Source organism: Mucilaginibacter sp. 5C4 (assembly GCF_034345625.1).
Lineage (GTDB): Bacteria > Bacteroidota > Bacteroidia > Sphingobacteriales > Sphingobacteriaceae > Mucilaginibacter > Mucilaginibacter aurantiaciroseus.
In genome coordinates this window covers 256011-270818 of record NZ_CP133775.1, presented here as the reverse complement: position 1 = coordinate 270818, position 14808 = coordinate 256011, and the positions used below count along the sequence as shown (strand labels likewise).

At 41.9% G+C, this 14808-nt stretch carries 11 protein-coding genes; all 11 read right to left on the bottom strand.

Features of this window, described 5'->3' with window-relative positions; translation table 11 throughout:
- Positions 1 to 28: 28 nt before the first annotated feature.
- The 11 genes from RHM67_RS01175 to RHM67_RS01130 all read right to left on the bottom strand — a co-directional run bounded on the left by RHM67_RS01175 (position 29) and on the right by RHM67_RS01130 (position 14731).
- The gene (locus RHM67_RS01175; RefSeq protein ID WP_322229787.1) at positions 29 to 2065 is read right to left on the bottom strand and encodes an ice-binding family protein; all 2037 of its coding nucleotides are present in this window, start codon (positions 2063 to 2065) and stop codon (positions 29 to 31) included.
- A 114-nt stretch (positions 2066 to 2179) separates the two neighbouring features.
- Positions 2180 to 2704: an AraC family transcriptional regulator gene (locus tag RHM67_RS01170; protein WP_322229784.1), complete on the bottom strand. Its 525-nt coding sequence runs from the start codon at positions 2702 to 2704 to the stop codon at positions 2180 to 2182.
- A 428-nt stretch (positions 2705 to 3132) separates the two neighbouring features.
- Positions 3133 to 3345 (bottom strand): transposase, encoded by a 213-nt coding sequence (locus RHM67_RS20570; protein ID WP_416182870.1) that lies wholly within the window; start codon positions 3343 to 3345, stop codon positions 3133 to 3135.
- Positions 3346 to 3362: 17 nt separating this feature from the next.
- Complete coding sequence (locus RHM67_RS01165; RefSeq protein WP_322229782.1) at positions 3363 to 3584, bottom strand: hypothetical protein; 222 nt, start codon at positions 3582 to 3584, stop codon at positions 3363 to 3365.
- 43 nt (positions 3585 to 3627) lie between these two features.
- Complete coding sequence (locus RHM67_RS01160; protein ID WP_322229780.1) at positions 3628 to 3855, bottom strand: hypothetical protein; 228 nt, start codon at positions 3853 to 3855, stop codon at positions 3628 to 3630.
- A 440-nt stretch (positions 3856 to 4295) separates the two neighbouring features.
- A complete protein-coding gene (locus RHM67_RS01155) occupies positions 4296 to 5552 on the bottom strand; it encodes a sugar MFS transporter (protein WP_322229777.1) in 1257 nt (418 codons plus the stop codon).
- 9 nt (positions 5553 to 5561) lie between these two features.
- Entirely contained in the window at positions 5562 to 6749 is a 1188-nt protein-coding gene (locus RHM67_RS01150; RefSeq protein WP_322229774.1) for an AGE family epimerase/isomerase, read from the bottom strand.
- A 25-nt stretch (positions 6750 to 6774) separates the two neighbouring features.
- On the bottom strand, positions 6775 to 8196 hold the full coding sequence (locus RHM67_RS01145; protein ID WP_322229772.1) for a DUF4434 domain-containing protein: 1422 nt from the start codon (positions 8194 to 8196) through the stop codon (positions 6775 to 6777).
- 61 nt (positions 8197 to 8257) lie between these two features.
- Positions 8258 to 9856 (bottom strand): RagB/SusD family nutrient uptake outer membrane protein, encoded by a 1599-nt coding sequence (locus tag RHM67_RS01140; protein ID WP_322229769.1) that lies wholly within the window; start codon positions 9854 to 9856, stop codon positions 8258 to 8260.
- Between the two features lie 10 nt (positions 9857 to 9866).
- Positions 9867 to 13016: a TonB-dependent receptor gene (locus tag RHM67_RS01135; RefSeq protein ID WP_322229767.1), complete on the bottom strand. Its 3150-nt coding sequence runs from the start codon at positions 13014 to 13016 to the stop codon at positions 9867 to 9869.
- A 143-nt stretch (positions 13017 to 13159) separates the two neighbouring features.
- Complete coding sequence (locus tag RHM67_RS01130; protein WP_322229764.1) at positions 13160 to 14731, bottom strand: discoidin domain-containing protein; 1572 nt, start codon at positions 14729 to 14731, stop codon at positions 13160 to 13162.
- Positions 14732 to 14808 lie beyond the last annotated feature (77 nt).

Here is a 14808-nt window from a genome sequence, read left to right as displayed (position 1 = left end):
CGGGAGTGTACTTTAAGGAGGATTAATATTAAGGGATTATTACTGTAGCAGCATTTAACGTAACCGCTTTTTGAGCTAATAACCTGCCGGTAACCTTAGCACCGGTATTTAAAGAGATCAGGTTTTTACTTAGGATATTACCACTAAAGTCAACAGCTGTACCAAGCGTGGCCTGGCCTGCAACAACCCAATAGATATTCTTGGCTTGCGCACCTCCCTTTAAATGGATGATGGCGGTATTATTTACAATCAAATCTGCGGCTATTTGTAAAACCCAGGTATCATTAGGCCCGCCTGCAAGTGTTACCCCTGTGTTTGTTATTAATAACTGCGTACTCCATTTATATAAGCCGGGAGGCAATGTTAAACCACTGATATCGCCTGCGCCTAAACCAACTACTGGTGCCGGTGTTACCAGGTTATTTGAATTGGTATAAGCCGTTTCCATATCGCCTATAGCCGTTGTTAAATTACCCGGCGTTGGCACGGCATAATCAGCCGCGTAAACTTTTCCGGTTACTATGGGTGTATGCGATGTTTGACCATTGGTATCCATTATCAATCCAAAGCCTGTTATGGCTGTTGATGTTATCGGGCTTACGCCGATATCACCGGTTATTGAAGTAGTACCGGTAGTTGATATTCCGGATTCGGTTAATATGCTAAAGGTAGCAGCAGCACCAAGTCCTGGCAATAACGGGCCAAGCGCTACCACCGCAGTAAAGTTTGCGGTAATGTTTTTATTGCTGTTCATGTTCACCGTTAACGGGTTTACAGATCCTGTAGCATCGCCGCTCCATGACGAGAATATAAATCCGGGTTTTGCTGTAGCTGTAAGTTGCACGTTAGCTCCGCTATTATAAACGGCCAGGTTTGGATTTTTTGTAACCGAGCCCATCAGCGCATTTGCATTTACCGTTAACGTGTAAGTGTTCAATAAGAAATTAGCAACTAATGTCCGGTTCGCGCTTAACGGGAAAGTATAGGCCGGGCTTGTTGAGGCTATTGTCGCGCCATCCGTCCAGTTAACGAAGGTATAGCCTGCATTAGGCATTGCGGTTACTGTTACCGAAGTTCCTGCTGCAAATGAACCTGCGCCGTTTGTTGAACCACCAGCTACCGGGCTTGATGATAATACAACTGCAAATTGAGATGCTGGTATCGCACTAAAATTAGCCGTTAATGTTTTGTTGACAATTATCACAAATTGATAATTTGAGCTGGTGGAAACCACGGTGCCATTATCAGTCCAGTTTACAAATGTATATCCTGCTCTTGGTGTTGCCGATGCGGTAACCGTTGAGCCAATATTAAATTGTCCTTGCCCGGCAACTATGCCACCAGCTACAGGGTTTGCTGCTAAGTTTAAAGCCACTTTGCCAGCTGCTATGGCGGCAAAATTAGCTACTAGCGCCCTGTTACCTGCCACAGTAAACTGATAACTTGGACTGGTTGAGGCTACGGTCGCACCGTCTGTCCAGTTAACAAATACGAATCCGGTCGCCGCTGTCGCTGTTACCGATGCAGTAGACCCTTGTGCAAACGTACCAGCGCCTGTGGTTGTACCGCTTGCCGCCGGCAACACAGATATTGTGATTTGTGGAATAGTAGTAAATGTCCAAACGTAATCATTAGCCAAGGCTGTATGGAATTTATCGGTAGCACCTTTGGTGATCGTACCTGTATATACTGCAAATGGCAGTAGCGGTACGTCTGGTGTAAAAGTATAAACACGGGCGTTTGTAGTGGCAGCAACTGTTCCGCTTACCGCATTAGCGCCCTGCTTAATTATAAATGTTGTTTTGGTAATAGTAGCCGCATCCATATCGGTATTAAATGTTGCAGTAATAACTTTAGGAAGTACTACATCAACCGCCTTATCCATGGGGTCGGTTACTACTACGGGGCATACGCCTTGCTCAGCTATAAATTTATCTTTTTTACAGCCAGCAATAAATACCGTAAGCAGTAAAACCATCGCCCACATGGCGGTGAATGTTTTTGTATAGCCTCTGCTTTTTGGCACTTGAGTGCTATTAATAGTCGGAGTAATTCTTTTTTTCATAAAAGTTTTTTAAATATTAGTTGTTAGCGCCGCCAACTTAATAGGCAGAGTTGGGTATAGTACAAACCTACCGGAGTATTGGCCGGATATGTTATACAATTATTTGAATAAGTTCTATAATTCACACATTGCAGGAAGCAATGTACCGGCAAATTTAATGTACTTAAAGTGGGAAGGGGTAACCCCGGTAACTTTTTTAAACTGGGTTGACAAATGGGCAACACTACTGTAATTAAGTTTCCTGGAAATTTCGGTAAGGTTCAGGTCCTTAGCACAGATCAATTCTTTTACACGGCGTATTTTATTGACTATAATAAAATGTTCAAGGGTAATACCTTGCATTGCTGAAAAAACGTTGGCTAAGTAGGTGTAATCCAGGTTCAGCTTCTGACTTAAATGAAACGAAAAGTTGTTTTTTAAGGGATAATCTGAGTTGTCTATCATATCAAGGACAATAGTTTTGATCCTTTCAATTAATATCATTTTTCGATCTTCAATCAATTCCAATCCGGTATTTAATAAGGCGGCTTTAAAATACCGTAACTGATGGTCAGAAAGACTGCCCAATACTTCTACCTGCCCGATATCTACAGCAATACAATACATGCCAAGTTTTTCTAACTCGTTTTTCGCTAACATGCGGCACTGAAGGCCAATCATATTTTTTATAAATAATACCATATTCTCAATAATACTTGCAAAGCAAGTGCCCCATATTGATTTACCGCTAACTAGCCTGTCAGCATTTTTAATAACTTATTGATAATAATGCCCTGAGCCTGTTGAATGGCACATTTACGCGAATAAATGCTGTTGAATGATAAAAAATAATTGCTTTTAATTTGACATGATACGCCGTCAAACAACAGTAATGAGCAATTATATATTGACAGAAACAATATTAATGCTTTAAAAGAAATAATTAGACTGGTGTAAGTTAAAGTTCACCCGTTATTTACTAAAAGTAAAATAAAAAATGAAAAGGCAGCAAGCTGGTCGATGGCTTTTCTTTTTACTTTAAAAACTGTAGTTTAACGACTAAGTTTTGTATGGCATAAAATGCATAGCTAAAATTTATGTAAAGGGAAAAAGAATAAGGCGTTTAAAAGCATTGATATTTTTGATAAAAATGATGGTTGAGTAAAAACCATTCGTTCAATCAATTTATGAAACAAGGTATCCTGGTATTTAAGCCTGTTGAAGCGATAACAAAATTCATCAATATACTTCTGCAAATGAGTGCAATGATGGTGGGTGCCTCTTAGCCAGGCTTTAAACATCATGATCTGACGGTGCATTAGGGGAAAAGCCTTTCCTTTGGCTGATTTTTCTTGCTTGATACCGGGATATCTTTCCTTTCAAGGGGCATATCCTTTCCAACCATCGGTTCTGATATTGGCATCTGTGGCGATGTAGTTATCAAAAATGCTGTATCAACCGGTGTGGCAGGTATAAATAAATGACAACCGAAATTAGCACCAGCCAGCCCGGCATCCAATATGCAACCAGCAAAGGGCAAAAATGTAGAACATCCTTTCGGCCAAATTGTAGGTTTGGTACCGTCATCTGCCGCACATAAAAATACAACAGCGGCCCCAGCTACGGTAAAAATGCGGCGAAAGCCCGCCGGTCTTCAGTACAATTACAGCTAAAGCGGCACTTAAAAACAGGTTGGCTACTTGGCCTTCCCTTTTTGCGAATGCTAAAAGCAACGCAAGTGTAAACCCCGAAAACAGGGTTGCCATGGCGGCCACATGGTACAGGTTAATATGGAATATATCAGGATTCAAGTATTTCAAATAGCCCTAAGGCTATTTGAAATTTACAACATATTGACATATACAAAATTATGCGATGATAAATATGTTTTGCTGTAACGGAAGCGAACATAGGACGTTCGGTTTTGGGGTGGGTAGAGGCATTGGTTTCGCCGGTTTGTTGGATTGTTGCGAATAAGTATAACAAGCAAAAGCCGCTCTGCTTTCGTAAAGCGGTTTCGTAGCCAAAAGAGGGATTTTAGAAAATACCGCATGCCGATACCGGCATGCGGATAAATAGAAGCAGCACAGAGGGAAATTAAGCCCCGATACATTTTCAACTGCTTCGATAATGACACTTGCAACGGCCCCAAGCCGCGACATGAAGATCACGTGACATAGTTAATTCAGAATAACTATATCCTTCATAATTTTTAGTTAAATGACGGCCTGCCTAAAAGGGATCGTTAATTTCAGGTTGCAGAGTTGTATTTAGAGCGATAACCGTTTAACCCATAAAACAGGATATACAGATAACATAACAAAGGGAGCATAAAAGCTATTGGCCACGTAAAATGATCAATTAATAGGCCTTGTGTAAAGGAAATAATAGCCCCACCTACAATTGCCGTAGATAGGATACCGGATGCCTTCGTGGTATATTTACCCAAACCATTTACTGATAGTGAGAATATGATTGCAAACATTACCGAGTTAAAAAAACCTATTGAAATCATACTCCAAATAGCGAGTTGCCCTGTATTTGTTACTGAAAAGACAATTAAAAAAATTGAGATTGCTGCACATATTGATAACACGTAAGAGGATTTAATTATTTTTAAAAGCAATGCACCCAGCAAACGGCCCACTACCATGCTGCCCCAGTAAAAAGCCACATAAGTATTGGAATCTTTTATACCTATCTTCAATATATCTGATACGTAGTTGGTTAGGAAAGTGCCGATTGATACCTCCGCACCAACATATAAAAATATAGCTATTGCTCCGAAATTTAGGTTACGAAATGAGAATACACTTTTAGTTTGATCATCATATTGGGCTATTTGCTGGCTGCCGACTGTTTTTATAATCGGCAATTTTAATCGCGAAACCGTGAACGCAATAAGTATTAGCATAACGGCAATACCCAGGTATGGGTAACGTACAGCCTCGCTTGAGCCATGTGAATTACTTAATTGCGAGAGGATAAAATACGAACCTAATATTGGAGCTATGGTGGTACCTATTGAGCCGACCCCCTGCACCATGGTTAACCGCGAAGACGCGGTTTTGGCGGGCCCTAAGACGGTAACATAGGGGTTGGCCGCCACCTGTAAGATAACAATACCTATTGCCACTATAAACAAAGCAGCTAAAAACAAGGCATATATATGCAAAATTGAGGCAGGGAAAAACAAAATAGCGCCGACAGCTGCAATGGAGAAACCCAGCACCATGCCTTTTTTATATCCTACTTTTTCAACCACTTTACCTGCCGGGATAGACATAATACCATAAGTTAAAAAAAAGTAGAATTGCACCAATGATGATTGGGCGTAACTAAGGGTAAAACCACTCTTAAAAAAAGGTACCAGGGTATCATTTAAGCAGGTGATTAGTCCCATCATAAAATAGAGTACACCTAATGCAACAAGCGCCGGTATATAATTCTGTTTTTGCCGGTTAACACTTTCCTCGACAACTGTTGTTTGTAATGGTAATATAGCCATGTTATTTTTTTATCGGTGCAAAACACCACGTTTTTCTTCTATTGCCTGCAGTACCTTCCAGCCTTGATATAACCCCCTGGGGATGTGGAAGCAACCTTTCCATTTCCCACCTTTTGCAGGCAGCAGCACTTCGCCACGCCTGTTAAGGTAGCCAAACCATTCGCCATTCCTGTCATCAACAAAATGTTTCCAGATATAGGCATGTATTTTTTCAAACCATTGCCAGCACCTTTCGTCGCCGGTAAAATAATAACCTTTTAAAAGGCTGATGACGGCTTCAATATGTACCCACCATAATTTCTGGTCCCATTCAAGCTGCTGTGGCGGATTCCCTTTTACATCCAGGAAGTAAAATATACCGCCATGCTGTCTGTCCCAGCCGTACTCAATCGTATCAATGGTTATATCAACAGCCTTCTTTATCAATTGCTCATCGCCCGCGCGCGAAGCTAAATCCATAATAAACCACATGGATTCAATTGCATGGCCCGGATTTACCAACCGGCCTTCAAACGAATCTACAAAACTACCATCCGGAGCAACATTCTCCAGTATTAAACCAAATTCGGGCTTGTAAAAAACATCCATTACCGAGTGAATACCCAGCTGTATGGTTTCCTCAACAAGTTCCGGTTTAAGTATATGTTCCAGCTCCAATACCAAATTGCACAGTATCATAGGTAATGAAAAACTTTGAAGCGGACGTGTACCGGGGACTTGCTTGTTGTAGATGCCTTTACTATCGTTGCGCTTTTTAAGGATGTTGTAAAATGTGTTTAGGGCAATCGCTTTGTATTCTTCGTTTTTGGTAGCTGTATAAAGCTGGGCAAACCCCATGGCCGCAAAACAATCCGAAAAGATATTATAGGGCTGCATAATCGGTTTCCCTTCGCGGGTTAGTGAAAAATACCAGTTGCCTTCGGCATCGCGTCCGTTATTTTTAACAAACTCGGCCCCACGTATAGCCATATCCAGCCATTCCTGTTTCTTTTCTACTTGGTTATAAAGCATGGAAAGTGTCCATATCTGGCGGCATTGCAGCCACATAAATTTATCGGTGTCGTAAACTTCCCCTTTTTCGTCGAGGCAGGTAAAAAAGCCGCCGTATTTTTTATCCTCTGAGTTATTAACCCAAAAAGGCACCACGCTGTCTAATAAGTTGGCGCGATATATCTCTTGGTATTCAAATATGTTCATTATAGCAGTATAAATTGTATTATTTCTATTTATTGATAGGTATGCCGGTACCGCCTTTTAAGTTCTGTAAAGGGGTAGTAATGGAGTCGAGATATTGTTTATAATCAAGGTAGAGTTTTACCGTATTAGGGCCTCCCGGTTTGATCGAACTCGTTGGGCTATTTAACAAGCCGGTAAATTGGTAGCAAATTATTTTTTCAAAATTTGGGAATCGGTGCAGATCACTCAGTAATCCCTTGATCGGGCGCGGTACTAATGCATTGCCATCGGCAAAATCAAATACTTCCATATCCATCCAAAGGTGGGAGCCCGCTTCGTTGCACAATTCCTGTAACTTATTGGCAGATTGTTCACCAGTAAAATCGGTACTGGGCATACGGTGAAATCCAAACGGGCACAAAATATCCAAATTAGGGAGCAGTTTACGATAAGTATCGATAGCGCTGCCTACATTGTGCGAATTTGTAGCGAGCATAACCGGTTTATCAGGGGCTATTTTATTAACATACGCCTTAAATTCTTTAAAAAAGTGCACAATGTCTTTTCTTGCCTGCGCGTCGCCAAGTCCTCCATCCTGTTCTTCGCTAACATACCAGCCGTAAAATGAATCATGGTGACCATATTTTTCCCACAGCTCATCGGCAACTTTTTTATGCCATTCCAACGAACCATTAGTAAAATCGAACCAGGCATACGAACCCACACCTATAAAAACATTCATGCCATTCTTATCCGCGGCCGCCAGCACTGCTTCCAATGGGTCAACGGCCGCTATCGGTACATGCCCTGGAAATAGGTTTGAGGGATAATAAGGAACACCTTTGTAGCCATCCTTCTCAATGTTATGCTTACCTGCATATTCAGTTGGATTACGGACAACATCCTGAATAACAATTATATTCATTTCGAGCGCGTGTTGGGCGGTCATCATTTCGCCCCATTGTTCATCGGTTGCCTTTTTTAGCTCAGGATTCCAAAATTTACCTTCCGCCTCGCTCCAATGATAAAAGCCCAGCCATGCCCCGTCAACCCGTCGGGTTGAGCGGATGTTTGATGCCAGTACCTGCATAGGGCGCTCCTTACATAAAACTTTTTTGCCCGATTTGGTAACCAATATTATTTTATGGTTACCAGCCATATTTCGAGTCGACCACGGAAATTTTACGCAGCCGTTTGATTTTGCTGCAAGGATTAGGGTTTGTTGGTGCAACAGGTTTCCCTTTGCCACTTTATCAAGGTAAAATAAAACATATATGGTTTTTTTAGCAGTGGTATTATTCCATATCCCAGCCCGTACATCAAGTGTTACCTGGTCGGTTACCGGCGATGGAGGAATGAGTGTAAGGCTAATCTCGGGTTTGGCAGTACCCGGCGGGGTTGCAAAGGCAAATGTGCTACTAACTACGAGAAATAAAACAACCCTTATTGCCAATTTGTATGCATTCATATCAATAAAAATTATGTCTCTATATATTGGCAGGGAGTAGTGCAACGCCCTGCCAATAATGTTAATATCCTGGGTTTTGTACTATTGATCCGCCCGAACGGTCGATCTCTGCTTGCGGGATAGGGAACAACTCGTTAATGCCTTTTTTGAATGCAGCACCTTTGCCATTTGAACCGGGTTTGCCTGCATAATTATTCATTGTTTCGATATAGTTGTTCCATCTTTGAAGGTCAAACAAGCGTTGGTATTCCATTGCAAACTCAATACGGCGCTCGTGCCTTACTGCCACTCTTAGGTCAGCACCTACTGTAACATTAGGTAAAGGCGTGTTAGCAATGGTGCGAACCCGACTAACAGCTTCAGCATCGGTACGGGTTGAGTTACTGGCCCTTTGCCTTACCATGTTAATGTAATTAGCAACAGTTTGCTTATCACCGCCACTTTCTAATACGGCCTCAGCATACATTAGCAATACATCAGCGTAGCGTATCAGGTGAAAAGTCCAGGCATCGTCGCCAAAGCCGGGGCCGCGCCTTAACGGAATCAGATAAGATTTACGGTTATGAAAACCGGTATTTGGATACGACGAGAAATTTAATACTTCCTGCCCTGATGCTTTTGGAAAGGCGTCCCCGGGTTCAATAATAGTGAATAACAAACGCGGGTCACCGGGTTCAAACTCATTCACCAGATCTTGTGTTGGGGTGTCGAATCCGTAAGCACCTGTTGGCCCACGCGGAGAAGTATAAAGAGGGGTAAACGCGCCATAAATGTTCGAAGCCGCATTATCGCCCTTTATGATTGAGAATATAGGCTCTTGTGTTTTATAACTATTTACTAAATACAGATCCTGAAATTGCTTGTCTAACGAATAGACATTGGCATCAATAACTTTTTTGGCTGCATCCCTTGCTTTGGCAAACAGGCCGTTATCATCCTTTGCAAAATATAGGTAAACTCGCGCCTGCATAGCCCACACGGCTTCTTTATTAACACGCCCCGCTTCCTTGTCATAATCCATCCCGTTCTTTCCGGGCAAGCTGGTTTCTGCCGCAACAGCATCAAGCTCCTTTGCAATAAATTCAAATATCTCTTTAGCTGTTGCACGTTTTAATTTATTGGCATTGTTAACGGTTAGTGTTTTGTCCAAAAGAGGGACACCACCAAATGTTTTTACAAGTTCAAAATATAGGTATGCCCGTATAAATCTAATTTCGGCCAGGTAGCGGGCCTTTGTATTGGCGGTTACCTTTGCTCCGGCAGCATCTATCAATTCATTCACAGGTAAATTTTCTAAAGCTACGTTACAGTTACCTATGCCCTGATAATGTGTTGCCCAATCGGACTGTAGCGACGGATTGCTTGACAATGCCCTGCCATAACCCAAATCGGTTACAAAGGGCCGGTCACCGGCATCTCCTCCACCTTTTTCACTATCATCTGTAGCCATGTTGCCAAGTTCTGCACGGGGCGCTTCATACCCATATGCATCATTAAATACCTGATAGCATTTTACTAAAGTTCTTAAACCAGCATCTCGCGATTTATAAAAGTTCTCTTCTGTTTGAACGCCTAGCGGAGGGCGGTTTAAGAAATCTTTTTTACATGAGCCGGCTGCCAGCAGGGTAATGCAAAGGGTGATATATAATATTTTTTTCATTTTTTTTAAATTAGAATTTTGCGTTGATGCCTATCATGAATGTTCTTGCTTGTGGATAATATCCCTGATCTATCCCGGTAAGTTTAGGGTCTGCCGAACCTATCTCAGGATCGAGCCCCGAATAACCAGTAACTGTAAACAGGTTTTGCGCACCTACATAAACTCTAAACTGTTTCATCTTTAGCTTCTGTAAAAAGGTATTGGCAAAATTGTAGCCCAATTGCACATTTTTTACACGCAGGTAAGAGCCGTCTTCAACAAAATAGTCAGAAACGCTGTTGTTAAGCCCTTGTTTTTGCGATATTTTATGATACTTATCTGTACTGCCTTCGCCGCTCCATGATTTTTCGAGAAAGCCTTTGGTAGCATTGTAATAGCCTGTGCCCGATTCGGTATCGTAACGCTGTATGTTCATTACGTCATTCCCCTGCGAACCCTGGAAAAATACGCTCAGGTCGAAACCTTTATATGACGCGTTCATGGTTAAACCGTATACAAAATCAGGCCATGGGTTACCTATCATCGTACGGTCTTTAGCATCAATTACGTCATCGCCGTTTATATCTTTAAAGCGTATATCTCCGGGCGACGCGGTTTCCCGTTGGGGGCCGTCCTCCACTTGCTTTGCATTTTGGAATATGCCATTAGTTACATAACCGTAGTAATAACCCACCGGCATGCCTACTTCTGTTTTGGTAAATACCTCGCCTAAGTGCGCGGTAGCAAATATTGGTTCGCCATTACCCAATTTTGTAACCTTATTTCGATATGCGGATATATTACCGTTTACGCTATACTTAAATGCACCAATATTGTTGTTATAGGCCAATTCAAATTCCCAGCCTTTATTTTGCATATTTCCAGCGTTTGAGTACGGCGAAGTTGGATAGCCCAATGTAGTTGGCAAGGGCACTATTAGTAGCATATTATCAATTTTCTTGTCAAAATAATCGGCTGCTAAGTTTAGTCTACCATTAAAAAACGATAGGTCCAAACCGATATCTAATTGTTTGGAAGTTTCCCATTTCAAAACCGTGTTACCAGTAGATTGGCGGCCGGCACCTATGAAAGGTGTGTTTTCGTTTCCAAACTCATACCGGTCATAAATGCTGCTACCATAAGTAGATAAATAAGCACCGCCACCAATATTTTGGTTGCCTATTAAACCATAGCTTACCCTTAATTTACCATCACTTAACCAGTTGCTTTGTTTGTCTTTAAAATAATTTTCTTCGGTAAAACGCCATGCTGCCGATGCAGAAGGGAAAGTGCCCCAGCGATAGCCATCGGCAAAGCGCGATGACCCATCGCGGCGTATATTACCTGCAACAATGTATTTACCATTGTAATCAAACCCAATTCTGCCAAAATATGATGCAATTGAATTTCCGTATGGGTAACCCGAAACCTGTGGGTTAATGGTACCCGCACTTAAAACCCGCATATCAACGTCGTTGTTTACAAACCCTTGTATGGATGCGCCAAACTGCGATACATTTGTTGCTTCGGCAGATACACCTCCTAAGGTTGTTAAATGGTATTTACCCCAGGTTTGATCGTAGTTCAGGGTGTTTTCTGTCACAAAATAATTGGTAGTGTATGAGTAATTACTAACGGTATTGGTATTAGCATTATCAAACGCGTTTAAGTAATACTGCGGCGAAAAGCCTTTTGATAAGGCGCGCTGCAAATCCATCCCGCCACGGCTTTGAAAACTAAGCGTTTTTAATATTTGTATATCGGCAGTGATACCACCCTTTATACTTAAATTCTCGAAATTACTTTGGCGCAGCCTTTCTATCTGCGCAACAGGGTTGCGCTTATTTGAGTACAACAGGCCCGAATACTGCGAGAATGGATTAGTAGGCTCGTAACCCGAGTTAATGATGTTTAAGAACGAAGGCAATCCCTGTAGGTTATTGCGATATACCGGTGTTATTGGGTCGGCCGTCATGGCGCTAAAAATGGTACCGGTAAATGGGTTGTTTTCATCAACAGTACGGCGGCCTTCGTATATCAAACCTAAATTGGTACTTAACTTAACGCGTTTACTAACTTGTGCATTTACATTGTTCCGCCAAGATACCCGCTCATAGTCCGAACCAGCTATAATGCCTTTTTGATTGAGGTAGGCAAGGCTTGATAAAAAACTAACGTCTTTTCCGCCTCCGCTTACACTGATGTTATGGCTTTGCACCGGAGCATTGTAACGGGTTATTTCGTTCCACCAGTCGGTGCCGTTAGGCCCGGTATTTGCGCCAACAAAACGCAATACCGAATCTATATTGGTCTGTGTAGAAAAGTCGAATTGCTTAACCGCCCCGGCATTAGTTGCCGCCAAATTTTTGTAAGCGATAAATTGCTGTGCGTTTAGCATCTGTGGCCGCTTCCAGGGCGACTGGAAGCCATAATAACCATCATACGAAATAACCACTTTCTCGTTTTTAGCGCCCGACCGGGTGGTTACAATAATTACGCCATTAGAAGCCCTTGAACCATAAATGGCAGCTACTGATGCATCTTTATGTATAGCAATACTTTCAATATCATTAGGATTTAAATAGTTGATGTCTGTTTGCGGTAAACCATCAACAATGTACAATGGATCGGTACTGCCGTTTATTGAGCCAATGCCCCTTATATGCACTACCGATGCGGAACCTGGGCTACCGCTGCTTTGCGAAACAGTTACGCCCGCTGCCTTACCCTGCAATATGTCTGCTACACTACTCACCGGCATATTATTTACCTGGCTGCCTTTTATTACTGATACAGCACCGGTAATTTCCTTTTTTGTTATAGAACCGTAACCTACAACAACAACCTCTTTCAGGTCAGACATAGTACCCTCTAAAGCTATCTTTACGTCCTGCCCGCCTTTAACGATTAAAGTTTTAGTTGTAAAGCCCATCATCATTACCGAGAGGGTATTTTCGCCGGGTGCTACTTGTATCTGAAACTTGCCGTTTGCATCGGTAGCAATAGCTTTCGTTGTCCCTTTTATAGATACGGTTACACCCGGTAGCGGCAATCCGTTCATATCAATTACCTGGCCTGTTACATTTTGAGCTTGAGCCATTGCTTGCTGGCCGCACACCATCATAAGTAGTACTGCTATAAAGCTCAATAGTTTTTTTTTATTTGTAAAAATTTCTTTCATTTCATATCATGTTAAATAGTTTGCATTAAAAAGGGCATAGAATTAAAGCCCTGGCATATTGTTTATGATGGATAATTATTATATAACCTATTAGATTAATTATTTTTTCCAATACACCAGAGCTTGTAGCGAATTAGACAGGCTTAATAAGCCTCGACCTCCCAAAAGGAAGATCCCCACAAAGGCTGTACGCGCGTGGTACATAATATTTTTACATAGCGTGCAGTAGTTGCGTTAAATGTTATCACATCATCACCTCCATCGCCAATTGTGGTGGTGTAAGCATTAGTATAGGTTACATCATCTACAGAAGTTTGTATGGAGTAGTTAGTATCATAAGCCGCTTCCCACCTAATAATTACCTTACTTACCGTTTTGTTCGAACCCAGATCAACTTTCCACCATTCGTTATCGGCAACTGCGCTTGACCACCTTGTTCCTAAATCACCATCGTTTGAGTTGCCTGCACTGGTTGTATTTGATGAAGCCGTCGCTGTTTTGCTAAGGGCTAAATTAACCGGTGCTGTGCTTGCAACTTTTGCCGCGAGTATGGCAAACCCTGCTTCGAGATTGTACCAGTTATTTGGCTGTGTAGTGCCCGCAAAACTATCCAGATATGTTAAATACGCATTTGTGCGGCTAAAATCACTCATTTTAGCCGAGGCATAGCTTACTGCAGCCCAAGGAAAGCCGGTTGGATCATTCACAAACCCGGTTGACCAATTGGCGTATTTGGTATTAAACGTGCCGTATAAATTAGCTGCCCTGGCAGATGTTGGTGCTATCACATCAAACATAGCGGGATACAGCTGGGATACAGCGTCGGGATACCAGGTACTCCAATTTGACATAGTTGCACCTGTGGTACCGTTATCGTTCCAATTGTACATGGTTGAGCGCCATAACTGGCTTTCGATACCACTAGTGTTGGATGTTAAAACGCTTGAATAATAAGCAGGGTTACCATTAGTAATTACGTTGCTTTGTAACCAAACCATTGCCTTTAACCCTTGGTTCGTTTCAGCATTGTCCATCAAGTTCTTGGCTCCATGCACATACGAGTCAATAGTAAGCCAATCGTTATCGTCAGGAGTATAAAGTGTAGGAATGCTATTGGTAGAATTATCCATACACCCCATTAACGCATTACCAATAAGCGTTAATTGATACGAATAGCCCGCAAGCCATGTTCTGTTAGCTGCAGACAATTCACCATAACGCTTTGCTAACATTAAAAATGTTGACGCGTAAGAATCTACCGAATCATAAGTGCCATTAGTTGTTTCGGCCGAGCCAGCATAGTCGTATATCGAACCGGCTACTTCGGATTTTCCTGTTACAGGATTTGTAGTGCCATTTAGCTTGCCCATATACCAAATCATCCAATTTTTTACGGCTGTTTGATTAGTGGCAGTGGGAGCTTCGAGTACGCCAAGGCAGGCAATATTTCCAAAATAACCGCATATTCTGCTGCCGGGTACCGATGTATTCATCATAGCCCCTGATGGCAGCTGGCCTGCAAGGATGAAGTTGATTTGTTTAGTAATAATAGTTGAATAATTAACTGTAGTTGCATTTAAACGAACAGTTTTAGTATTGATGCCAGGTTGGTTTGCTACGTCCGCTTTGCCCGGCGGCAATTGCCCTTTTTGACAGGATAGAAGCATACTTGAGGCGAAGCCAAGTGTGAGTGTTTTTTTTAATAATGGGTTCATAATTTGTGTGTATTATAAGGTTTTATATATTACGTGAATTAATTATAATATAGTTGAAATGCTTTTTATGATAACTA

Excerpts from the sequence above, each read along its gene's own strand:
- RHM67_RS01175 (WP_322229787.1), bottom strand. The coding sequence starts at position 2,065 with ATGAAAAAAAGAATTACTCCGACTATTAATAGCACTCAAGTGCCAAAA.
- RHM67_RS01170 (WP_322229784.1), bottom strand. The coding sequence starts at position 2,704 with ATGTTAGCGAAAAACGAGTTAGAAAAACTTGGCATGTATTGTATTGCT.
- RHM67_RS20570 (WP_416182870.1), bottom strand. The coding sequence starts at position 3,345 with ATGTTTAAAGCCTGGCTAAGAGGCACCCACCATCATTGCACTCATTTG.
- RHM67_RS01155 (WP_322229777.1), bottom strand. The coding sequence starts at position 5,552 with ATGGCTATATTACCATTACAAACAACAGTTGTCGAGGAAAGTGTTAAC.
- RHM67_RS01150 (WP_322229774.1), bottom strand. The coding sequence starts at position 6,749 with ATGAACATATTTGAATACCAAGAGATATATCGCGCCAACTTATTAGAC.
- RHM67_RS01145 (WP_322229772.1), bottom strand. The coding sequence starts at position 8,196 with ATGAATGCATACAAATTGGCAATAAGGGTTGTTTTATTTCTCGTAGTT.
- RHM67_RS01140 (WP_322229769.1), bottom strand. The coding sequence starts at position 9,856 with ATGAAAAAAATATTATATATCACCCTTTGCATTACCCTGCTGGCAGCC.
- RHM67_RS01135 (WP_322229767.1), bottom strand. The coding sequence starts at position 13,016 with ATGAAAGAAATTTTTACAAATAAAAAAAAACTATTGAGCTTTATAGCA.
- RHM67_RS01130 (WP_322229764.1), bottom strand. The coding sequence starts at position 14,731 with ATGAACCCATTATTAAAAAAAACACTCACACTTGGCTTCGCCTCAAGT.